This window comes from Pantoea sp. XAF26B01_ASV70 (assembly GCF_054512635.1).
Genome location: NZ_CM137251.1, coordinates 3837712 through 3860652 on the forward strand (window position 1 = coordinate 3837712; position 22941 = coordinate 3860652).

20 protein-coding genes are annotated in these 22941 nt (G+C 57.2%); 6 read left to right on the forward strand and 14 right to left on the reverse strand.

Translation table 11 applies throughout. The features are described 5' to 3' along the window. Positions 1 to 69 precede the first annotated feature (69 nt). The gene (locus ACX8ZY_RS18165) at positions 70 to 966 is read right to left on the reverse strand and encodes a LysR family transcriptional regulator (RefSeq protein WP_010672035.1); all 897 of its coding nucleotides are present in this window, start codon (positions 964 to 966) and stop codon (positions 70 to 72) included. A 114-nt stretch (positions 967 to 1080) separates the two neighbouring features. On the opposite strand from ACX8ZY_RS18165, the gene ACX8ZY_RS18170 reads away from it, so the two are divergent. From ACX8ZY_RS18170 to ACX8ZY_RS18185, 4 genes are all read left to right on the forward strand, one after another. Then, positions 1081 to 2394 carry a M20 family metallo-hydrolase gene (locus ACX8ZY_RS18170; protein ID WP_425020989.1) on the forward strand — a complete coding sequence of 438 codons (1314 nt, stop codon included), beginning with the start codon at positions 1081 to 1083 and terminating at the stop codon, positions 2392 to 2394. Continuing rightward, positions 2391 to 3833, forward strand: coding sequence for a M20 family metallopeptidase (locus ACX8ZY_RS18175; protein WP_425020988.1), 1443 nt, complete (start codon positions 2391 to 2393; stop codon positions 3831 to 3833). The genes ACX8ZY_RS18170 and ACX8ZY_RS18175 overlap by 4 nt, the downstream gene beginning before the upstream one ends. A gap of 161 nt (positions 3834 to 3994) precedes the next feature. After that, complete coding sequence (abgT, locus tag ACX8ZY_RS18180) at positions 3995 to 5512, forward strand: p-aminobenzoyl-glutamate transporter (RefSeq protein ID WP_256844431.1); 1518 nt, start codon at positions 3995 to 3997, stop codon at positions 5510 to 5512. A gap of 182 nt (positions 5513 to 5694) precedes the next feature. After that, a complete protein-coding gene (locus ACX8ZY_RS18185) occupies positions 5695 to 7104 on the forward strand; it encodes an MFS transporter (protein WP_061061385.1) in 1410 nt (469 codons plus the stop codon). Between the two features lie 46 nt (positions 7105 to 7150). Here the strand turns inward: ACX8ZY_RS18185 and ACX8ZY_RS18190 are convergent, their stop codons facing one another. Genes ACX8ZY_RS18190 through ACX8ZY_RS18200 form a run of 3 tightly spaced genes read right to left on the reverse strand, consistent with a single transcriptional unit; the run spans position 7151 to position 10993 of the window. Next, the gene (locus tag ACX8ZY_RS18190) at positions 7151 to 8461 is read right to left on the reverse strand and encodes a c-type cytochrome (RefSeq protein ID WP_033780611.1); all 1311 of its coding nucleotides are present in this window, start codon (positions 8459 to 8461) and stop codon (positions 7151 to 7153) included. Between the two features lie 10 nt (positions 8462 to 8471). Further along, positions 8472 to 10256, reverse strand: coding sequence for a GMC family oxidoreductase (locus ACX8ZY_RS18195; RefSeq protein WP_425020987.1), 1785 nt, complete (start codon positions 10254 to 10256; stop codon positions 8472 to 8474). A 2-nt stretch (positions 10257 to 10258) separates the two neighbouring features. Continuing rightward, entirely contained in the window at positions 10259 to 10993 is a 735-nt protein-coding gene (locus ACX8ZY_RS18200; RefSeq protein ID WP_010672043.1) for a gluconate 2-dehydrogenase subunit 3 family protein, read from the reverse strand. Between the two features lie 276 nt (positions 10994 to 11269). On the opposite strand from ACX8ZY_RS18200, the gene sbmA reads away from it, so the two are divergent. Further along, positions 11270 to 12511 (forward strand): peptide antibiotic transporter SbmA, encoded by a 1242-nt coding sequence (gene sbmA, locus ACX8ZY_RS18205; protein ID WP_010672044.1) that lies wholly within the window; start codon positions 11270 to 11272, stop codon positions 12509 to 12511. Between the two features lie 47 nt (positions 12512 to 12558). Here sbmA and ACX8ZY_RS18210 read toward each other — a convergent pair whose 3' ends face one another. From ACX8ZY_RS18210 to ACX8ZY_RS18230, 5 genes are all read right to left on the reverse strand, one after another. Next, positions 12559 to 12858: a helix-turn-helix domain-containing protein gene (locus ACX8ZY_RS18210; protein ID WP_022625233.1), complete on the reverse strand. Its 300-nt coding sequence runs from the start codon at positions 12856 to 12858 to the stop codon at positions 12559 to 12561. Further along, complete coding sequence (locus tag ACX8ZY_RS18215; protein WP_022625232.1) at positions 12851 to 13204, reverse strand: type II toxin-antitoxin system RelE/ParE family toxin; 354 nt, start codon at positions 13202 to 13204, stop codon at positions 12851 to 12853. The genes ACX8ZY_RS18210 and ACX8ZY_RS18215 overlap by 8 nt, the downstream gene beginning before the upstream one ends. Before the next feature lie 210 nt (positions 13205 to 13414). Continuing rightward, the gene (gene yncE / locus ACX8ZY_RS18220; RefSeq protein WP_421665144.1) at positions 13415 to 14467 is read right to left on the reverse strand and encodes a 7-bladed beta-propeller protein YncE; all 1053 of its coding nucleotides are present in this window, start codon (positions 14465 to 14467) and stop codon (positions 13415 to 13417) included. A gap of 202 nt (positions 14468 to 14669) precedes the next feature. Continuing rightward, positions 14670 to 14879 (reverse strand): YdgH/BhsA/McbA family protein, encoded by a 210-nt coding sequence (locus ACX8ZY_RS18225; RefSeq protein WP_009092571.1) that lies wholly within the window; start codon positions 14877 to 14879, stop codon positions 14670 to 14672. 212 nt (positions 14880 to 15091) lie between these two features. Next, positions 15092 to 16279: an MFS transporter gene (locus tag ACX8ZY_RS18230; protein ID WP_010252123.1), complete on the reverse strand. Its 1188-nt coding sequence runs from the start codon at positions 16277 to 16279 to the stop codon at positions 15092 to 15094. 104 nt (positions 16280 to 16383) lie between these two features. On the opposite strand from ACX8ZY_RS18230, the gene ACX8ZY_RS18235 reads away from it, so the two are divergent. After that, entirely contained in the window at positions 16384 to 17349 is a 966-nt protein-coding gene (locus tag ACX8ZY_RS18235; protein WP_421665145.1) for an AraC family transcriptional regulator, read from the forward strand. Between the two features lie 22 nt (positions 17350 to 17371). Here the strand turns inward: ACX8ZY_RS18235 and ACX8ZY_RS18240 are convergent, their stop codons facing one another. The 5 genes from ACX8ZY_RS18240 to ACX8ZY_RS18260 form a co-directional block, all read right to left on the reverse strand. Then, positions 17372 to 18916 (reverse strand): methyl-accepting chemotaxis protein, encoded by a 1545-nt coding sequence (locus ACX8ZY_RS18240; RefSeq protein ID WP_010252127.1) that lies wholly within the window; start codon positions 18914 to 18916, stop codon positions 17372 to 17374. 228 nt (positions 18917 to 19144) lie between these two features. After that, entirely contained in the window at positions 19145 to 20599 is a 1455-nt protein-coding gene (murP, locus tag ACX8ZY_RS18245; RefSeq protein ID WP_187484395.1) for a PTS N-acetylmuramic acid transporter subunit IIBC, read from the reverse strand. Continuing rightward, positions 20599 to 21510, reverse strand: a complete 912-nt coding sequence (gene murQ / locus ACX8ZY_RS18250; RefSeq protein ID WP_421665146.1) for an N-acetylmuramic acid 6-phosphate etherase — start codon at positions 21508 to 21510, stop codon at positions 20599 to 20601. Before murQ ends, murP begins: the two co-directional genes overlap by 1 nt. Positions 21511 to 21997: 487 nt before the next feature. Further along, on the reverse strand, positions 21998 to 22372 hold the full coding sequence (locus ACX8ZY_RS18255; protein ID WP_022625226.1) for a helix-turn-helix domain-containing protein: 375 nt from the start codon (positions 22370 to 22372) through the stop codon (positions 21998 to 22000). Positions 22373 to 22491: 119 nt separating this feature from the next. Next, entirely contained in the window at positions 22492 to 22767 is a 276-nt protein-coding gene (locus ACX8ZY_RS18260; RefSeq protein WP_010252139.1) for a type II toxin-antitoxin system RelE family toxin, read from the reverse strand. Between the last annotated feature and the right edge of the window lie 174 nt (positions 22768 to 22941).

Consider the following 22941-nt stretch of genomic DNA (forward strand, 5'->3'; position numbering starts at 1 on the left):
CTCTATATTTGTCGGGTGGATTTTTTTCAGTACCTTAACAGTGTAGACGATCGACTTTACTCGCTGATTTTACTGGCAATAACGGCGAAAGAGTTGTGCCATATAACTGCTCATTGGGGTCAGCGTCGTGTCTTTGCGCTGGATCAGATAGAAGATCGCTTTCGGCAGGGGTTCGTCGAGCGCCAGCGCCACCAGCGACCGACCCAGAATCGGGTCGTCAATGACGTCGACCGACAGAATACTGATGAAATCGCTTTGCGCCACCAGGCTGGTGCAGGCCATAAAGGTTTCACAGGTCACCACGATTTTGGGTGCCATGCCGCGTTCGCCAAACAGATCGTGCAACAAGCGGTAGTAACTGCCTTTGGGCGTTGGCATCGTCCAGTCCGCCTGCTGTAACTCCGCCAGAGAACGCGCCTTTTCCAGCGGATGGCCTTTGCGCACCACCACCTTGTACTCGCGCTCCATCATCCGCTCATACATCAGCTCCTGATCGAGATGGCTCTGATCGTAGGTATTAATAGTGAAATCGAGCGCGCCCTGACGCAGTTCATGCACCATCGACACCAGCTGGCCTTCGACGATGCGCACCTTCACCAGCGGATATTCGCGATGAAACTGATTAATCACCTGCGGCATAATGGTGCGCGCCACGCTGCCACCGACGCCGATATTCACCTGACCGCCACCCAGTCCCAGCCGCTGCTGGATATCCTCTTCGGCGACCCGCAGTTCTGCCAGCACCAGGCTGGCATGCCGAAAAAAGTTATCACCGATATCGGTTAACACCACGCCCTGCTGACGGCGGATAAACAGCTTTGCCCCCAGCTCGCGTTCCAGTTCCTGAATCGCTTTGGTTAACGCCGGTTGTGACAGCCCGGAAAGACGGCTTGCCGCCCGGATACTGCCCTGTCGCGCCACGTCAACGAAGGCGCGCAGCTGATGAAGCTTGAGATTGGCAGACATAATTTTGCGATAACCGTTGTTTATCAGTCACAAGATATTCGCATCTTATGCCGGTCAATACCATTGTGTAGATTCGGAGCAATGCATAAAAAATCAACAACGAGGAGAGAGCCGATGAAACCCCTTTCAGACCACGTCAGCACCCGGCTGCCACAGCTGCAACAGTGGCGTCGCGACTTCCATCACTATGCCGAATCGGGCTGGCTGGAGTTCCGTACCGCCACCTTAGTCGCTGAAGAGCTGCATAAGCTCGGTTATCAACTGAAGCTCGGCCGTGAAGTGATCGATGCCGATGCGCGGATGGGCTTGCCCGACGACACCGTGCTGAAGCAGCAGGAAGTGCGCGCGCTGCAACAGGGCGCGCTGCCGCAGTGGATCAGCCACTTCTCGGGCGGATTCTGCGGCATCGTGGCAACGCTCGAGACCGGCCGTCCTGGCCCGGTGATGGGCTTCCGCGTCGATATGGATGCCCTGGATCTCAACGAGAGCCAGGCTGACGATCATCTGCCGCAGCGTGAAGGGTTCGCCTCCTGCAACGCAGGCATGATGCACGCCTGCGGGCATGACGGCCACACCACCATCGGGCTGGGTCTCGCCTCGGTGCTGATGGCGATGAAAGATCAGCTCAGCGGTACGATTAAACTGATCTTCCAGCCCGCCGAAGAGGGTGTGCGCGGCGCCAAAGCGATGGTGGCGGCGGGCGTGGTCGATGACGTTGATCGCTTCACCGCGATTCACATCGGCACCGGCGTGCCGGCAGGCGAAGTGGTGTGCGGCAGCGACAGCTTCCTCGCCACTACCAAGCTGGATGTTCACTTTACCGGCGTCGGTGCCCATGCGGGCGGTCGTCCTGAAGAGGGGCGCAATGCCCTGCTGGCCGCCGCACAGGCAACGCTGGCGCTGCATGGTTTAACCCAGCACAGCGGCGGCGTGGCACGGGTCAACGTGGGCGTGCTGCAGGCGGGAACCGGCCGCAACGTGGTAGCCGACGGCGCCCTGCTGAAAGTCGAAACCCGTGGCGTGACCAATCAGGTCAACGACGACATCTATCAGCAGGCGCTGCGGGTGATTGCCGGTGCGGCGGCGATGTATGGCGTTGAGCAGCAGGTCTCGCTGATGGGGGCCGCGCGCAGCTGTACCCCGACGCAGCCATGGGTTGATTTCATCCATCAGCAGGCGGACGCGCTCGGTATCTTCAACTCCGTGGTCGATCGTAAAGCGCAGGCGGCGGGTTCGGAAGATGCGACCTACATGATGGAACGGGTAAAGCAGCGCGGCGGTCAGGCCTCTTACGTCATTTTTGGCTGTGAGCTGGCGGCGGGTCACCACAATGCGAAATTCGACTTTGATGAGCGGGTGATGCCGGACGCCATCACGCTGCTGGCGACGCTGGCGCTGAACCAGGCGCAGTATGGGGGCTCACGATGATGGAAGACTTTATTGCCGACTATATCGCTCGTCATCAGCTTCGTTTCAGCACGTTCAGTGACGCCATCTGGGACACACCGGAGACCCGCTTTGCCGAAACCCGCTCGTCAGCCCTGCTTTCTGATGCGCTGGCAGAAGAGGGATTCAGAGTGGAACGCGGCGTGGGTGGCATCGATACGGCGTTTATCGCCAGTGCGGGCAGCGGCAAGCCGGTGATTGCCATCCTTGGCGAGTTCGATGCGCTGGCGGGCCTGAGTCAGCAGGCGGGCTGCGCCCGGCCACAACCGCTGGAAGCCAACGGCAACGGACACGGCTGCGGTCACAACCTGCTCGGCACGGCAGGTGTTGCGGCGGCCTGCGCCGCGAAAGCCTGGATGGAACAGCATCACACGGGCGGCACGGTTCGCTTTTACGGCTGCCCTGGCGAAGAAGGCGGTTCGGGCAAGACTTTTATGGTGCGCGAAGGGCTGTTTGACGACGTTGATGCCGCCGTGACCTGGCATCCGGAGGGGTTCAGCGGCATGTTCAATCTGCGCACCCTCGCCAATATTCAGGCGGCGTTCAGCTTCAAAGGGGTTGCGGCGCACGCGGCCAATTCTCCCCATCTGGGCCGAAGCGCCCTGGATGCCGTCACGCTGATGAATACCGGGGCCAATTTTCTGCGCGAGCATATTGTTCAGGAGGCACGTCTGCACTACGCCATCACCAACAGCGGCGGTGTTTCGCCAAACGTGGTGCAGGCCGATGCGGAGGTGCTCTACCTGATCCGCGCCCCGGAACTGCCACAGGCGCAGGCGATCTATGAACGGGTGATCAATATCGCCAGGGGTGCAGCGCTGATGACCGACACCACGCTGACCGTACGTTTTGACAAAGCCTGCTCGGATTACGTCCCGAATCGCGCGCTGGAAGCGGTCATGGAGCGTTATTTGCATCAGTTTGGTTTGCCCGACTACAGCGACGAAGAACGCGCGTTTGCGGCTGAACTGCGTGCCACGCTCACTGATGACGATCTGCGCAATGCCCGGCTCAATGCCGCCCGAACCGGTAGTGAAGCCGGTCACGCCTGGGCTGAACAACTGGGCGACAAGCTGTTTATGGATGAGGTCGCGCCCTATGCGGTCACACGTGATCTGCTTTATGGCTCCACCGACGTCGGCGATGTCAGCTGGGTGACGCCGACTGCACAGTGTTTTGCGCCCTGTTTTACCTTCGGCACGCCGCTGCACACCTGGCAACTGGTGGCGCAGGGCCGCACCAGTATCGGGCATAAGGGGATGTTTCTGGCGGGCAAAGTGATGGCGGCCACGGTGCTAACGCTGTTAACGGATCGGCAGGCGCTGGCTGGCTGCCGGGCCGAGTTTGATCGGGTACGCGCCGCACAGCCCTATCACTGCCCGATCCCGGCGGGGATCACACCAACAAAACTGGCCGAATGAGCCAACGGCCGTGTCTCTGACGCGGACCACTATAAAAAAATATTGCAAACACTTCCCCGATTCAGCGGTGCCGGAACTGAACTCACCGCCTGTCGCACAACGCGACCGGCGTCAGGCCTTGCTACCGCCGATAAAAGGGACACAAGACGAGAACCAATACCATGGAAGCAACATCCGAGAACCGCAGTCCTGGCCGGCTCTTCAGCTGGATCGAGCGCGCGGGGAATAAAGTCCCCAACCCGTTTTTACTGTTTGTCTATCTGATCGTGGTGCTGATGGTGGCGACCGCCATTATCAGCGCGCTGGATCTGGCGGTGAAGAACCCGAGCAACGGCGAAATCGTGCGGGTGAATAACCTGCTGAGCGTCGCAGGCATTCAGTGGATCCTGCCAAATATCATCAAAAATTTCAGCAGCTTTACCCCGCTGGGATCGATTCTGGCGCTGGTGATTGGTGCCGGACTGGCGGAAAAGGTCGGCCTGCTCCAGTCGCTGATGGTGAAGATGGCGTCACGCGTCAGCCGCCGTTATGCCAGCTACATGGTGCTGTTTATCGCCTTTTTCAGCCATATCTCCTCGGATGCCGCGCTGGTAGTGATGCCGCCGCTGGGCGCACTGATCTTTCTGGCGGTGGGCCGTCATCCGGTGGCGGGCCTGCTGGCCGCCATTGCCGGTGTGGCCTCCGGCTTTACCGCCAACCTGCTGATTGTCACCACCGATGTGCTGCTCTCGGGCATCAGCACTGAAGCGGCTAAAGCGGTCAGCGACACGGTGCATGTCAGCGTCATCGATAACTGGTTCTTTATGGCCACGTCGGTGATTGTGCTGACGATTGTGGGCGCGCTGCTGACCGATAAATTTGTCGAGCCGCGACTGCCAAAGTGGCAGGGCAACGGCGAGAAGCTGGCGGCGCTGACGCCGCTTGAAAACCGCGGTCTGCGGGCTGCCGGGATCGCCGCGCTGCTGTTTATCGCCCTGATGGCGCTGCTGGTGGTGCCGGAAAATGCACCGCTGCGCAATCCCGCCACCGGCGCCATTATTCCCTCGCCTTTTATTCAGGGCATCGTGCCGATCATCATTCTGTTCTTCTTTGTGGTGGCGATTGCTTATGGCGTGGTCACCCGACAGATCCGCCGTCCGGATGATATCCCGCAGCTGCTGGTCGATCCGATGAAGGGCATGGCGGGTTTTATCGTGATGGTGTTTCCGCTGTCGCAGTTCGTGGCGTTCTTCAACTGGAGCAACATGGGAAAATTCATGGCGATCGGGCTGACCGATGTGCTGGAGAGCGCAGGCGTCAGCGGCGCGCCCGCTTTTCTCGGCCTGATGTTCCTGTCGGCGTTTCTCTGCATGTTTATCGCCAGCGGCTCAGCCATCTGGTCGATTCTGGCGCCGGTCTTTGTGCCGATGTTTATGCTGCTCGGCTTCCATCCCGCCTTTGCCCAGATGATTTTCCGCATCGCCGACTCCGCCGTGCTGCCGCTGGCACCGATGTCGCCGTTTCTGCCGCTGTTTCTCGCCTTTTTGCAGCGTTACCAGAAAGATGCGCAGCTCGGCACCTATTACGTGCTGATCTTCCCCTATCCGCTGGTGTTCTTTATCAGCTGGATAGCGCTGCTGCTGGTGTGGTATCTGCTGGGTCTGCCGATCGGGCCAGGCGTCTGGCCGAAGCTGCCGTAAAGCTGAGTGCCACGGATGGCAAAACCTGCAACGTACGTTGCTAAATAGTCAGCAACGACCCTCTCGGCAACGGCGGATGAATTGACTATTCTGCTATTTCTTCGCTTGCTAACGGTTAACTATTTTAATAAGCCTCCGACCGGCTGCGAGTCGTCTCTACACTGCCTGAGGTTCACGCTGACATGACCACCTCCTCCACCAGCCTGCCACCGATGCACGCTTCATCGGCGGCCCGTAACAGCTTAGCCGCTCGGGTTGATGCGCTGCCCTCCTCCGCCGGATTGTGGCGCTTTATTACGCTGCTGGCGCTGGGCGGCTTTTTTGAGCTTTATGACCTGTTTGAAACCGGCTATATCAGTACCGGCCTTCTGTCGGCCGGCGTATTTCACACGGGTGCGGCAGGCGTGCTGGGCTTCTCCGATCAGGCGGCCTTCGCCTCAGCCACTTTTCTCGGTCTGTTTTTTGGTGCCAGCCTGCTGGCACCCTACGCTGACCGCTTTGGTCGCCGTCTCACCTTTATGTGTGCGCTGCTGTGGTACGGGCTGTTTTCACTGCTGATGGCGTTCCAGCAGAGCGCAGAGATGATTATTCTGTTCCGCTTTCTGGTGGGGATCGGGCTGGGCGTCGAGCTGGTGACCATCGACACCTATCTGTCGGAATGGGTGCCGACCCATCTGCGCAGCCGCGCCTTTGCCTTCTCCTTTTTCGTGCAGTTTTTATCGGTGCCGGCCGTGGCGCTGATGTCGTGGTGGCTGATTCCGCAAACGCTGTTCAGCCTTGAAGGCTGGCGCTGGGTGGTCATTGCGGGCGCGGTCTGCTCGCTGGTGATCTGGCTGGTGCGCAGGAACCTGCCGGAGTCGGCGCGCTGGCTGGCGCAGCAGGGTCGTCATCAGGAGGCGCATCAGGTGCTGTCCACGATGGAGCAACGCTGCGGCATCCCGGCAGGACCCGCTTTTTCAGCCGACGACGCCGCGGCGCAGCTGCCAAAACGGGGGCGCTTCAGCGAGATCTGGTCACCCGCTTACCGCAAGCGCACCCTGATGCTGGTGGTGATGAATTTTTTCCAGGCGATCGGCTTTTTCGGCTTTGGTAACTGGCTGCCTGCGCTGCTGTCAGGCCGCGGTGCCACGGTGACGCACAGTTTGCTTTATGCCTTCTTCATCACGCTGGCCTATCCGCTGGGATCGCTGATCTGTAGCCGCTACGCCGATAAGCTGGAAAATAAGTGGCAGATTGTCCTGTCGTCGCTGATGACGGTGGTGTTCGGCACGCTGTTCGCCTTCCAGACGCAGCCGGTATTGCTGATTCTCTGCGGCTTCCTGATCACCTGGTCCAACGCCTGGCTGACCTTCAGCTTCCACGCCTATCAGACCGAGATTTTCCCGACCCATATTCGTGCGCGGGCGGTCGGCTTCTGCTACTCCTTCAGCCGTCTCTCTACGGTATTCAGCAGTATTTTGATTGGGGTGATCCTGCAGTATGCCGGTACGCCAGGCGTGATTACCTTTATCGTGCTGAGCATGGTGATGGTGATGCTGTCGGTAGGGATTTATGGGCCGAAAACGCGCGGTATCGATCTGGAGAATATCTAAAAGAAAAGGCCGTCATCCTGATGATGACGGCCTTTTTTACTGCCGATTATTTGCCTTCCAGTACCCGGATATCTGCACTGCCCAGCCGATCTTTCTCATCTTTACGCAGCTCAGCGACCTGTTTCGCGCTGACCGGCTCCGACGCCTTGTTGCCCCAGCTGTTACGCACGAAGTTGACCACGTCCGCCACCTGCTGATCGTCAAGACGCCAGCCAAATGCTGGCATGGTAATGGTCGACGGCGCGCCATTAACGCCAGGCAACTGTCCGCCCACCAGCACGATATGAATCAGTGAGGTCGGATCGTCCGCCAGTACTACCGGATTACCGCGCAGCGCCGGATAGAAACGTTTATAGCCGCTGCCATCGGTTTTATGGCACGCCGCACAGCTGTCGACGTAGGTGGCTGCCCCCGTCGCACTGTCGTCACCTTTCCACAATGCTTTGGCGGTGGCGTCATCGACGCTGAAGGCTGCCTGATGCGGATCTTTCGCGCCCAGCGACTTCAGATAGCGCGCAATCGCCGTGATATCTGACTCGCTCAGGTGCTGCAGGCTGTGTTCCACCACGTCGGTCATGCCACCAAAAGCAGCGGTCTGATCGTTGCGGCCATAACGCAGGAACTGACGCAGGTCCTCTTCGCTCCAGCGACCCAGTCCATCGCGGTTGTCGCCACGCAGATTGCTGGCGGTCCAGCCATCAATCGGTGCGCTGCTGCCCGCCAGATAGTCGCTGCCCTCATTGTTGGTCAGCGCCTTCTCCTGCATCGTGATGCTGCGCGGCGTGTGACAGGCCCCGCAGTGACCCAGTCCTTCTACCAGATAGCGACCACGTGCCAGCACCGGATCTTCCTGGGCTGCAGGCTGGAACGCTTTCACGTCGGGCGCAAAAATTCCGCGCCAGATCGCCAGCGGCCAGCGCATCGACAGCGGCCAGGGAATGTCGCTCTCCCGGTTTGGCTGCCCGACCGGCGCAACGCCATGCATGAAGTAGGCGTAAAGCGCCTTCATGTCTTCATCGCTGACCACTGCATAAGAGGGATATGGCATCGCCGGATAGAGCGTATCGCCATTTTTCGCCACGCCCTGACGCACCGCTTTCTGGAAGTCGTCGTAGCTGTATTCGCCAATGCCAGTAGCGGGATCGGGCGTAATGTTGGTGGAGTAGATGGTGCCAATCGGTGTTGCCATCGGCAGCCCACCGGCAAAGGCCGCGCCGCCTTTGCTGGTGTGGCAGGCCACACAGTCACCGGCTCGCGCCAGATACTCACCCCGTTTGACCAGATCGTCCTGGCTGCTCTCCGCCAGGGCGGCGAACGTCAGGGAGCCAAGAATCAGAGCCAGAATGCCATTTTTCATCGCCATGTCCTTATGCCTGCACCAGTGGGCCTGGGTTTTTCAGGTAGTGTTCGCGAATCGCTTTAGCTGACCAGTAGGTCAGCGCCGCCACCATGCCGGTCGGGTTGTAGCCCAGTCCCTGCGGGAAAGCTGATGCGCCCGGTACAAACACATTCGGCACATCCCAGCTTTGCAGATAACGGTTAACCGCACTGGTTTTTGGATCGTCGCCCATGATCGCCCCGCCACTGATGTGGGTAGTCTGATAAACCGTGGAGTCGAAATGGGTGCCAGGCTTTTTCGCGCCGCCGATGATCATCTTCGGATTCATCGCTTCCGCGATATTGCGCATCTTGCCGACCATGAACTGCGCCATTTTGATGTCGTTCTCCTGCCAGTCAAAGGTCATGCGCAGCAGCGGCTGTCCATAGGCATCTTTGTAGTTGGGATCGAGATCAAGGTAGTTGGCGCGATAAGACTGGTGGGCGCCGTGCGCATCCATCGACAGATGATGGGTGTAGGTATCCGCCACCGCCGCTTTCCATTTGCTGCCCCAGTTGGGCGTACCCGCCGGCACCGGCAGGCCGGAGATCGGTTTGGTGCCCGCCTGGTTAACCCAGAATGGCGAACCACCAACAAAGCCCAGCGGCCCATGGTCGAAGTTATCCGCGTTGAAATCATCAACCGCAACGCCTGCGCCACCCGCACCGATAAACGGATTAGTGGTGGTGTTCTTATCAAACAGCGCCTTCAGCGTAGAGAGGTTCTGATAGGCGAAGTTGCGGCCTACGGTCCCTTCGTTGGTAATCGGGTTGTAGGGTTTGCCGATGCCCGACAGCAGCATCAGGTGAACATTGTGGAACTGGAAGGCGGAGAGGATCACCAGGTCAGCGGGCTGAACCTGCTCGCGGCCCTGCCCATCCACATAGGTCACGCCGGTCGCACGCGTTTTGTCCTCGCTGAGATTGACCCGCAGCACATAAGAGTTATTGCGCAGCTCAAACTTCGGCTCCTGACGCAGCGCAGGCAGGATATTGACGTTAGGCGACGCCTTGGAATACATGTAGCAGGCGTAGCCGCTGCAGTAACCGCAGAAGTTGCACGGCCCCATCTGTGCGCCGTAGGTGTTGGTATACGGACCCGAGGTATTGGCGGACGGCAGATCGTAAGGGTGATAGCCGACCGACTCTGCCGCCTGAGCAAACAGCTGCGCCGAGTAAGTGCGCTTCTGCGCGGGCAGCGGGAAGTTATCTGAGCGATCGGGTGCAAACGGGTTGCCGCCTGTATCTTTGCCGACCACTTTGCCTTTGATACTCCAGGCGCTGCCTGAGGTGCCAAAAACCTTTTCCGCTTTGTCGAAGAACGGCTCCAGCTCATCGTAGCTGACGCCAAAATCCTGAATCGTCATGCCTTCCGGAATGAAGTTCTTGCCGTAGCGCTCTTCGTAATGGCTGCGCATCCGCAACTCAACCGGATCGACACGGAAATGGACGCCGGACCAGTGAAGACCCGCGCCACCGGTGCCGGTGCCGGGCAGAAACGCCGCCAGCTGACGATAGGGCACTGCGGTCTGCGACGCATCATGACGAATGGTCACGGTGCTTTTGGAGAGATCCTGGAAAAGCTTTTTGCGGACGTTATAGGTCAGCTCATCAATGGACTGCGGATAGGAGCCATCGGGATAGGTATCACGATGCGGTCCGCGCTCCAGCGCCAGCACGTTCAGGCCCGCTTCGGTCAGCTCTTTCGCCATAATGGCACCCGCCCAGCCGAAGCCGACAATCACCGCATCCACTTTTTTCATTTCGTTTGCCATGCTTAGCTTCTCTCCCCGCGAATCGACACTGACGGGAACGGATAACGTTCGCCGCGCTCTACCCAGTCCATAAAGTCGGCGCGTGCGCCAGGGAAGTTAATCAGCTTCCAGCCGACCATGCCCTGATTCCCGCCGTGTATAGGATCGCTGAAGAAGCCTTCACGGGTATTCTGCAACAGGAAACTAAAGAAGACTTTTGCCGGCAGCTGGCTGAATTCAGCACTGCCATTTTCCATCGCCTGCAGTAAGGCATCCTGCTGCTCGCCACTGAGCTGGGCGAACACCTTGCCGTGCTGCTTTTTGCTGTAATTATCGGCATCGGCCAGACCGAGGCGGTAGATCTGCTGTGGCACCAGCGGCAGCTGATAGCCCAGCTCTTTCGGCAGGTCGGGGTTAAACGGCCCCTGCATATACCAGTTCGACCCCGTGGCATACGGCGTATTCATCTGACGATCGATAAACTCAGGCACGCCCGCTTCCAGCGCACCAGGCCCGCGTTCATCGCTGGGGATAAGCCGTGCCACGGCGGCGGTAATAAAAGCAAACTCTTCGGCGGTGAACCAGTTCGGCTGGTAGTCGCGCGCCTGCTGTGGCGTGGCCGGGGTTTCAGCCGCCTGTGTGGCCAGCGGCAGGGAGAGTGCACCCATCGCTGTGGAACCTACCGCCATTGCAGGCGCCAGGGTGATTGTCTTCAGCAAAAAATCCCTGCGTGAATGACCCTTTTTTTGTTCTGACATGACATTGCCTCATTCCCGCGCTGACCGGCGGTATGAAAAAAATAGGTGGTTGCGTTGTAATGGTTTTTATCAGCAGATACAGGCCAGGAGCCTGTTTGTTACCGGTAACAAACAACCTATTGTAACACTGCCATTCACAAAGATTTAGTTCCAGGAAACAAAACCGCACAATTTCATTAACATCTATCCCCCTCCTGTCATTAGCAGAAACAACAGACTACAGACAGCGACCCGTCAAAAACGTTATAACAGGCAACACACAACAGCGGAGTGCCTATGTTTAAGTCTTTTTTTCCGCGGCCAGCGCTGTTTTTCAGCTCTGCGGCTGTCTGGAGCTTAGTAGCGATTTTTGCCTGGTTCGGCTTTGCCGCGCATCTGCCCGGCATCTGGCCCACCTTTGAAACAGCAATGAAACAGCCCCTGCCGACGACGGCAGCGCGTTTTATCGCCGTGAGTCAGCTCTGGTTCTACCTCTATTACTGGATCATGGTAGCCATTTTTGCCGGGGCCTGGCGGTTGATTGATGCGCATCCATGGCAACGCTGGTCAGTCTGGGGCTCCGCGCTGATCATCTTTGTGACCTGGTTTGGCGTGCAGGTCGGAGTGGCCATTAACGCCTGGTATGGACCGTTTTATGATCTGATTCAGAAAGCGTTAACCAAAGCGGGATCGGTGCAGATTGCGGAGTTTTACCATGAGGTTTTCTCTTTTCTCGGCATCGCATTAATCGCAGTGGTGATTGGCGTACTCAACTCCTTCTTTATCAGCCACTGGGTTTTCCGCTGGCGTAGCGCCATGAATAACTACTACATGCACAACTGGCAGCGTCTGCGTCATGTCGAAGGTGCCGCACAGCGTGTGCAGGAAGACACCATGCGGTTTGCGACCACGCTGGAAAACTGGGGTGTCAGTTTCATTCAGGCGATTATGACGCTGGTGGCGTTTTTACCGGTGCTGGTCGCGCTCTCCCATCACGTGAAAGATATTCCCATCCTCGGCAATATTCCTTACGCACTGGTAATTGCCGCTGTGCTCTGGTCAGTGTTTGGTACTGGCTTGCTGGCGCTGGTAGGGATCAAGCTGCCGGGGCTGGAGTTCCGCAATCAGCGGGTTGAAGCCGCCTACCGTAAAGAACTGGTCTACGGCGAAGACAATGCCGATCGTGCCACACCGCAGACGGTTCAGGAGTTGTTCAGTCGGGTGCGGGTTAACTACTTCCGTCTCTACTTTCACTATCTCTACTTCAACATCACCCGCATTCTCTATCTGCAGGTTGATAACGTGTTTGGTCTGTTCCTGCTGTTTCCATCCATTGTGGCGGGCACCATCACGCTGGGCTTACTCAACCAGATCACCAACGTGTTTGATCAGGTGCGCGGCTCGTTCCAGTATCTGATCGCCTCCTGGTCGACGCTGATCGAACTGATGTCGATCTATAAGCGTCTGCGCAGCTTTGAACAGATTCTGGATGATGTTCCGCACGATGAGATGATGCGCGAAGCGTCGGAAGAGGTGTAACGGGTTGGAAAGAGAGAAGCCACGATAATGTGGCTTCTCTCTTCTAATCACAGATCAAAAGCTATTCTTTTGCCTGTCGGCAATTTGACATCGATACTTATCTCGCCTCCCAGAGCCGTAACGTAACGCTTCAGCGTAGAAAGGCGGGGATCATTATCAGCCTGTTCCATTCTGGCGATAGTTGGCTGTTTCACACCCATTGCGTGCGCCATCTCTGTCTGTGACAGGTTAAGTTCTTCGCGCAACATGTGTAGCGCGATAACCTGCCGCATTGCATCGACTTTTTTGGCAATGCGTTCGCGACTCTCCGGACTTTGATTTGCCATCAGCTCTTTTAAATTAGCCATTATCCCCTCCATTCAAATATTTGCGGAATTCAGCATCTGCCAATTTGATCATGTCTTTATAGAATTTCTTTTCCTTAACCCCGGTTTTATCGCCTGCACACAACACAATGCCGCGGCGAGAAGGATCAAAAGCAAAGAAGGCCCGTATCGGTTTGCCTTGATGCTGCACTCTTAATTCTTTCATATTCGGAAAATCAGAGCCGTCTACGGTATCAGCAAACGGCCTCGCTAAATGCGGCCCATACTCAGACAGGATAACTATCGCGGCGAGCATATCCTCCTTCAGTTCCTCACTCTGAGCCTTAAACCACTCATCAAATCTTTTGGTTGTATCCACATCCCACATCGCAACATCCTTATAGCGAATAAGCTATAAATGATGCTATAGCCTGTTCGCTATAAAGGCAAGTGTCTCGCGGGCCGCCAGGGCAAAAGGATATCCCAGACTACAAAACGGCTTTGAAAATAAAAAAAGCCACTCGTCAGAGTGGCTTTCTCGTTTACAAAGACCGGATGTAAAACAGCTTCAATACAGCAGTGTCCGGGACGTCACGCCTTACAGTGCAATACGCATCACGCTGTCAGGATTTTTTGGCGGCGCCTTACGCGAGCCAGGCTGTTTCACGCTGACATAAAGCACCTTGCCGTCTGCCGAGAGTGCCAGACTGTTAGGCAACGCCGGGGTTTTTACCGTGCGCTTCACCTTATAGCTGCTGGCGTCGATGATGCTGACTTCACCCGCTTTGCGATGGGTGACATAAAGCTCATCGCGATCACCATTAAACAGCACCGCCAGTGATTCCGGCACATCAATCCGCTGAATCACCTGCTGATTACGCAGATCAACCACCAGCACCTGCGCCTGCTTTGAATCCGTCAGGAAGGCGCGCTGACCGCGCGTATCCAGCGCGATGTTCAGGAAGAAGTGCTCTTTATCGCCGTCAATCTTCTGCTTTTTCTCAATGGCATTGGTGCGCGCATTGATCGTCACCAGTTCACCATCACCGTTGGTGACGTAGACCTTTTGCGCGTCTGAATCTACCGCCAGGCCGGTGCCCATTTTACCGGTATTCGGGATGGTACTGACAAGCTTCAGCGTGCTGCCATCCACCACCCAGACCACGCTTTGCGGTCCCAGGCCGGTGATATAAACCCGGTTAGTTTTAGCATCAACCGCCACCTGACGCGGCTGCAATGGGCGCACTGTCTCACTGCGCTTACGGCTATCCAGCACCAGCGTGTTGAGCACTTTGCCGCTGCTGGCTTCAATGGCCGTAACCGAGCCGTTTACGGTGTTGCCGATGTAGAGCACGTTGGTTTGCGGGTTGATCGCCGCGCCGAACGATTTCAGCGCCGTGTTGATCGACTGCTGTACCGCCAGCGTCGCCGGGTCGAGACGGAAAACTGTGCCGCCGTCACCGCTGCTGTTCTGCGCTGTCGCCACGAACAGCGCGTTATCTTTCGGGCTGACTGCCAGTTCATAGACGCCTTTACCCACAGCCTGATTGAGATCTTCAGCCTGCACCGCCAGCCATCCTGAGGCAGAGAACAGGGCCGTAGCCAGTAACAGCGGACGCAGGGTCCGGCACGTATTGGTAATCGCTTTCATAACTTCTCCATAGTTAATCCACTGCAGACGCAGTGAAAAGAAAGCCCGACATTGCAACCAGAAACAGCTGACCAGCAGTCAGATGCAGAATTGTTTTTGAGAATAATAATTATTTCGGGGGGAAAGGGACAGGATTATTAGCGGATAAACGCCGCCAGGACGCCCAAAGGCGTCCTGTCAGCACAAGAGGGTAAAACTTAACTTATTTCAGCAGCTCAGCGGTCATGTGAACGCCGTTGTTGGTGTAAGCTTCAGTGATCTTATATGAAGCACCAGCTTCCTGAGCCTGCGCAGCGATTTTCGCTTCAGCACCATCCAGCGTAGAGTCGATGGCGGTCACAGATTGGGCGAAGCTGGCGAATGGCAGAACAGAAAGCGCGATAACAGCTGCAAAAGTTTTGATAGATTTCATGGTCAATTCCTCGGTTAATTTTTATCAGGTAAGGCGTGCTGCCTTGTTGAGAGATATATTAGTCCGGAAGTTGATCAGTAAAAAGCGGAGGGTTTTGCTTAACTCGTTCAGTAAAATTGATGATAAAAAGCACATTTCGCACAGTTATCACTCAAAAGGTTAATAATCTACCACCATTAAAAAAGGCAGCATATATTGCTGCCCTTGAGGATTTAACCGTGATGTCGTACCCGGGTGAAGATGGTCAGCGCGGCCAGCAGCATCAGCACTCCGCTGGCAACGAACACACCGCCTGCGCCGCGCAGGTCAAACATCCAGCCGCCCGCAGCTGCACCGACAGTAATCGCCAGCTGGATGGTGGCAACCAGTAAACCGCCGCCCGACTCCGCATCATCCGGCACCGCGCGCGAAATCCAGGTTGACCAGCCGGTTGGCATCGAACCAAACGCCATACCCCAGATCGCCACGCCTGCGCCTACCATCCAGCTGACATCGCCAAAGCTTACCAGCAGCAGCGCGGTGACACTCATCAACAGCGCCATGCCACTCAGGGTCAGTGATACGCTGCGGGTGACCAGGAAACCGGCCAGCGAGGTGCCAAAGAAGTTCGCCACACCAAAGGCCAGCAGCACCAGCGACAGCTGATTAAGGTTGAGCTGCGCAACGCTTTCCAGAAATGGACGCAGATAGGTAAAGAAGGCAAAGTGACCGGTAAACATCATGATTACCGCCAGCATTCCCCAGCGCATCACACCAATACGCAGCAGCGCCAGCACCCCGCCGTTGCGGGCTTTGTTCTCTGCCGGCATGGCGGGCAGGGTAAAGAACTGCCACAGCAGCGCCACCGCACCCAGTCCGGCAGTCAGCATAAAGATGTTGCGCCAGCCCACCAGTCCGCCGAGATAGCTGCCCAGTGGCGTAGCGATAATCGTCGCCAGCGAGATACCGCTGAAGACGATAGAGAGCGCACGCGGCACCTGATCGGTGGGAACCAGGCGCATGGTGATGGCGGTTGAGAGTGTCCAGAAGCCGCCAATGGCCATACCCAGCAGCACCCGCGCCAGCAGGATCACCGTCAGGTCAGCCGCAAACGCCACCATCAGTGCCGACGCGATCAGCAACAACGAAAACACCAGCATGACGATGCGGCGGTCGATGCGCCGCGTGACGCTGCCGGTGACCAGACTGGTAAACAGCGCCACCAGCGCGGTGATGGTGACGGTCTGTCCCGCCTGGCCTTCGGATACGCCCAGGCTGTGGGCCATCGGCGTCAGCAGACTCACGGGTAAAAATTCGGCGGTGATGAGGCTGAACACCCCAAATGCCATAGCAAATACCGCGCCCCACGCGGGACGGGTCGGCGAGGAAACCTCATCAGCCACTTCGGTTGTCAGACTCATGCTGCTTCTCCGGAAGATAAAAAAGTGAGTGTGAGCATAGAACGCCGTGTCAGGACGATCTATGATGCTTACACCTTCATTTTTGATAATTCGTCTGGAATCATATGAGCCACTATGGAGATCTGACCAGTGAACTGCTGATGGGGATGCGCCTCTATGGCGTGAACTATCAGCGTATCGCAGTGAGCGCGCCGTTTGGGCTGCGTTATGATCACGCGCCGGGCCGGGCGCAGTTCCACTTTGTCGGACGCGGCTCACTGATGGTGCGCAGCGCCTCCGGCGAGGTGTTTCAGCTCAACAGCGGCGATGCGCTGCTGGTGCCGCACGGCAAACCCCACAGCCTGATCTCCAGTGAGGAGGCGAGCTGCCAGTGTATTAAGAACATGGCGAGCAAGACGCTCTGCGACAGCGTCTGCGCCATTGCAGCCCCGGAAGATGCCTGTGATGACGAGCACAGCGTGCTGTTATTCAGCGCCTGCATGGCGTTTGAGCTCGGCGGCATGCAGCCGCTGATCAATACCATGCCCGATGTGATGCTGGTGAGTACTCTGCTGTCGCAATACCCGGAGATTCAGCCGATTCTGGCGGCGATGGAGCGGGAGTCGCTCACCCGCCAGGCGGGATTCGCCGGTATTCTGTCGCGTCTGGCAGACGTGGTTGCCGCGCTGATTGTGCGCGGCTGGGTAGAGAACGGCTGCGGCGAGCGCAGTGGGCTGGTGCAGGCGATGCGCGATCCACGTCTGAGTCAGGCGATTGCTGCGATGCATCGGGAGCCGGGCGAAAACTGGACGGTGGCGCGGCTGGCCAGCGTGGCAGGCTGTTCGCGCTCAGTGTTTGCCGGACGGTTTCTCAATGCCACCGGCATGACGCCGCTGCGCTATCTGACGGAGTTGCGGATGCGGCTGGCGGTGCAGCGGATTGTGAACAACGGTGAAGCGGTGGAAGCCGTGGCTTATCATCTTGGCTACGGCTCGATTGCGGCATTCAGTCGCGCCTTTAAACGGATTGTCGGTCAGTCACCAGGCGCACTGCGTGCCGGACGCGACGGCACGCAGGCGCTGGCCTCTTAACCGGGCTGCTTAATCTCTTCTCTTAACGAAAGACGCTGATCGCTTCGACCAGACGGTTAGCCTGATGAGTCATGCGGCCTGAAGCCTCGGCGCTTTCTGTCACGCGGGCGGCATTCTGGTGGGTGATATCATCAAGATCTTCCACCGCTGAACTGACTTCGCTGAGCGCGGTCGCCTGTTCGGCCGTGGCGGCGCTGATCTGGGCGATCAGTGCGGTGACATTCTGCACCTGCGACACGATATCCTGCATCGTGCGGCCTGCCGCGCTGGCGTGCTCATTGCCCGAGTTGACCCGGCTGGCGCTGGTTTCAACCAGCATTTTGATTTCGCTCGCGGCTTTGGCGCTGCGCTGCGCCAGGCTGCGCACTTCTCCGGCGACCACCGCAAAGCCTTTGCCCTGCTCACCGGCCCGCGCCGCTTCCACGGCGGCGTTCAGTGCCAGAATATTGGTCTGGAACGCAATCCCGTCGATAACGCTGGTAATATTGGCAATCCGCTTTGAACTGTCAGCAATTTCGCCCATCATGCCCATCATTTCGGTCATCACCTCGCCGCCTTTGCTGGCAGCGTGGCTGGTGCCGGCTGAGAGGGTATTCGCCTCATGCGCAGTTTCAGTGTTGCTCTTCACCGTGGCGGTCATTTCGTTCATGGTGGCCGCAGTCTGCTGCACGTTGGCAGCCGCCTGTTCGGTACGGCGGCTGAGTTCGTTGTTGCTGCGGGCGATGGCGTCGCTGGCGCTCAGCACATTGATTGCCTGGCCGCTGACATCATCCACCAGCCAGCGGAACATCAATCCGAGCTGACCGATGGCGCGCAGCGTCACACCCACCTCATCAACGCGGTCCATCTGCTCCACTTTATGGCTGGCACCGGTTGCCACGCTCAGCGCCTGTTTGCACATCCGCTCAATAGGGCGTGAAATCTGCTGCTCCAGCCACAGGCTGCAGAGCAGAAGCAGCGCAGCCATTCCCGCGGTAAAACCTGCCAGTGCCGCTGGCGTCATGCCCAGCGCCCAGACGCCTGCCACCGAGAGGGGCAGTAACGTCAGCAGCGTTGTGCGGATCCGCCAGCGAAGGGGCAGCGTCTTCAGGATTGAGGCGGGACGACGCCAGCCGCTGCGAACCAGCAGGCCTTTGTGAAAACGTCGCCCTCTGGCGCGGCCTTCACGAAAATCCTGATAGAGCACCTCAGTCTGACGCACTTCCTCTGCCGTGGGTTTGGTGCGCACCGACATGTAGCCCTGCACTTTACCGTCGCGTACTACCGGAATGGCGTTGGCCCGCACCCAGTAGTGATCGCCATTTTTACGGCGGTTCTTGACCAGTGCCGTCCAGGGTTCACCCTGTTTCAGCGTCGCCCACATGTCGGCAAACGCTTCTGATGGCATATCGGGGTGACGCACCATGTTATGCGGCTGGCCGTTGATCTCGTCGGCGGTGAAGCCGCTCGCCTCGATAAACGCGTCGTTAGCGTAGGTGATGTGGCTGTTAAGATCGGTGGTCGACATCAGTGTCGCATTATCGTCGAACAGATATTCACGCTGAGAGACAGGCTGGTTGTTACGCATCAAAAGTCCTTGGAGACCCGACGTCCTGCACGCGACGGTCTGAGTGTCGGCATGAAAACTGTGGGCTGAGAGATAACGATTACCTTTTTTTATGTTTTCGGCATGCTTCTGCCTACTCTTTAGCGTTTAAGTTAAATTAGTGGCAATAATAAAGCCGCTTTGTAGCGGCTTTCACATTTTTGGTTGATTATCCATCCGTTAGCCGGACTGGAGAATTCCGGCAGCGGGTCAGCTGAGGTCGACATTACGGGTGCCAAACCACCAGGTGAGCAGGAATCCGCCGATCCAGGCCACCATCAGCCCGGCCAGATAGACCGCCATGCCAGCGAAGATCCCCTGGCTGGAGGTCATCAGTGGCAGCGTGACCAGGCCGGAGGGGCCGAATACCGTGTTCATCCCGACCGGCAAGCCCAGCCACGCCACCAGCCCGATAAAGAACCCGCCCAGCGCACCGCCGCCACAGGCGGTGATAAAGGGCTTGAGGCGCGGCAAAGTGACGCCGTAGATCAGCGGTTCACCGACGCCAAGCAGCCCCGGCACGATAGCGCCTTTGATCTGCGCCCGCAGCAGCGCCCCTTTTTCTGCTTTGCACCACAATGCCAGTGATGCGCCGACCTGGCCTGCTCCCGCCATCGCCAGAATCGGGAAGAGCGAGTTAAAACCCTGGGTTTCCATCAGCGCAAAGTAGACCGGAATAAAGCCCTGATGGATGCCGAACATCACCGCGATCAGGAACAGCCCGGCCAGCAGCGCACAGCCAAAGGGATTGTTATTGAGATGGATAAACAGCCACGACATCCCTTTAAACAGTTCGCCGCCCAGCGGCATGATCAACAGATAGGTGATGGCGCCGGTGATCACCAGCGTAAACAGCGAGGTGAGGATCATATCAAGATTATCGGGAATGATTTTGCGCAGCTGTTTTTCAATCCACGCCCCGATAATCGCCGCCATCAGCACGCCAATAATGTTGCCGCGCGGGTCGATCGCCAGGCCAAAGAAGTTTTCCATGCCGCTGTAGTAGCCGGTGGTAGCCGTGGGCACATAGCCGAGCACAAACAGCGAGGCGATGATTGCGCCATTGACGCCGCTGCCGCCAAACGCTTTCTGCGCGTTGTAGCCAATCAGGATGCTGAGAAAGGTGAACAGCCCTTTACCGAAGACTTTCATGTACGCCACGGTATGCAGCAGCCAGGGCGCGTGGTCACCGGGTGCGTTGAGGTGGAGACTCTGTTCAATCAGCGTGGCAAATCCCAGCAGCAGCCCCGCGCCGATAAAGCCCGGAATCAGCGGAGTGAAGATGGTGGCGAAGCGCGACAGGAACTGATGCACGCCGCTGGTCTGTTTCGCCTTTAGCTGCTGCTTCTGCTGCGCCGCAAGCAGGCTTAGTTCCGCTGTTTGGCCCTGCGGTGCCAGCGCGGTATCACCCTGAGCCAGCAGGTTCTGCATCCCTTCGGCGGCGGTTTGCGCCTTGCCAGGTCCCAGCACAATCTGTAACTGTGCCTCGCTGTCGATAACGCCTAAGACACCCGGCAGGCTTTTTAACCGTGCCAGATCACTCTCTCCCGGCTGATTGAGCGTCAGGCGGAGCCGCGTCATGCAGTGACCACAGGCCGCGATATTTTGCGCGCCACCGACCGCCTGCAGGATGTCGCGCAACAGTGCCTCGGTGATTCTGGCCATTAGCGTGCTCCCGCTGCCTGTAAAGCCTGACGGATAAAGCCCTGATGCTGACTGAGCAGCGCTTTCGCCTCATCGGCAGCCAGGTCAGCCAGCACCATCAGAATGGCGGTTTTGCAGTGTCCGCCACAGGCGGTGAGCGCGGCGCTGGCCGTCGCCTCATCACAGTCAGTAGCCTGCATGACGATGTTAACCTGACGCTGTACCAGTTTCTGATTGGTGGCTTCCACATCGACCATCAGGTTGCCGTACACTTTTCCGCTGCGGATCATCGACCCGGTAGTGAGCATGTTGAGCACCAGTTTTTGTGCCGTGCCCGCTTTCATACGGGAAGACCCGGTGACCACTTCCGGGCCGACCACCGGCGTGAGCGCAATCGCGGCAACCTGCGACATGGCGCTGCCTGGATTACAGGTGAGCGATACAGTAGTCGCGCCAAGTTCGTTCGCGTAAGCCAGTGCGCCCAGTACGTAGGGTGTCCGACCGCTGGCGGCGATGCCAACCAGCACATCGTGGCGGCTGAAGCGGATATCTTTCAGATCCTGCGCGCCCTGCTCCCGGTTGTCTTCCGCGTTTTCTACCGCCTGGAGTATGGCGGTATGACCTCCTGCAATCAGGCCGACCACCTGCTCGCGGGGTGTGCCAAAGGTAGGTGGGCATTCGCTGGCATCCAGTATGCCCAGCCGACCGGAGGTGCCTGCGCCGCAATAGATCAGTCGTCCACCGGCCTGGAATGCGGCGCAGATGGCGTCAACGGCGGCGGCAATCTGCGGCACGATGGCCTCAACCGCCAGCGCCACCTTTTTATCTTCATCATTGATGACGCGAAGCATCGCTTCGGTGGAGAGTTCGTCAATATTCTGGCTGGCCGGGTTGCGGCCTTCGGTGATCATCTGGCTGAGGTCGAGTTTCATGGCGGGCTCCGCAAAGGAATAAATTATTCAAATTACTAACTATCATAACGAATGATTAATTCATTGGGTGAGATCTTTTTTCGATGGATGTGGGGTGAGTCATGTTGCGGGGGATCAGGTTGGGTGAGTGATGAGTATAAGCATTCCGGCGTGGGTGCGGTGCATGTGAGTGCAATCGCTGGGAGACCGGGACAGGTCAGAAAAGGTTCACCTGATCGTAAAGACGCATTTGTCATCCATGACGCTCGGCCCACGCGATTACGCACCTCATCCATGAGGTGCGCCCGTTGCCGGGCCAACGCTCTGCGTTGTTCAAAAACGCTCCCGGCGTCTTTGTCCCTGCCGTGGGACGCTTTACTCTTCAGGTATCAGAAAACAGTGAGCAATTGCCTGCCTCATAATGGGTTCTGAGGGCACCATTCGACATCGCGAGGGAGCCGCGTCAGCCAATTAAAACCCACCAATCGCAGGTTAAAAGCGCATCCATTTAATCAATATAAAGTTGTGACGTTCTGCAGCCATATAAAGCAGCCAGCTTCTCAAGCGTTTGTTTTTGAGGTTTCTTTCTCGACTCTAACTTCGACACGCCAGCCTGCGTGATGCCCAGTTTATTCGCCACCTCTTCCTGTGACATGTGACGATGCAAACGCCAGGCAACATGCAAAGGAACGGATTGCCGTCGGCTGATTTTCATTACATCGTGAGGAATCGTTTCATCATCGTCTGGACCCACTTCATAAGGGACAGACTCAAACACATCATCTAAATGACGTTCAGCCATGAGCTTATTAAACAGCTCTATAGGGATGACAGCACCAGTGCGGTTCCCGCGCTCGTCCGTCAGAAACTGTATAGCATTCATGGGTAATCACTCCTTACTGGTACGGCAGGCAACACTGTCTGATCGTCTGCCTGTGCTGCGGAACGCTAAACCCGGCTGCACAGAACTTATTGATGACGCACATTGCTCCTGCCACACTGCTAGCGCTTTTTGTACGTGGTCGATGTTCTTCTTACGACTTCAAGTATATCTATCACTACTGGCTGACCTTTCTCTATCTTCCAGAGTACGCGGTAGTGACCTACTACCAGCTTCATGCGCTTCTGTTTATCATCAGTCAGCTTTTCGACTTTCAGATGGGGAATATCCGGCCATTTAGCCAGCGCCTCTACAGCATCTTCAATAGCGTTGCCCTCTTTCTGAGGCAGCCCATAAAGCTGTTTCAATGCCTTTTTCGTCCAGTTAATTTCTGGCATCCGTCAACACTCCATGTTGTCAAAGAAGACGGTCAACTTACCGCAACGAAATATAACTATAATCAATCATAATCACAATACCCCTGTCGTATAAACATGGTTTTTAGTTATAAAATTATAACCTTTTAATTTTCAGTCAACCTGTATATCTGCCATGAAAAATCTCATAAAAAA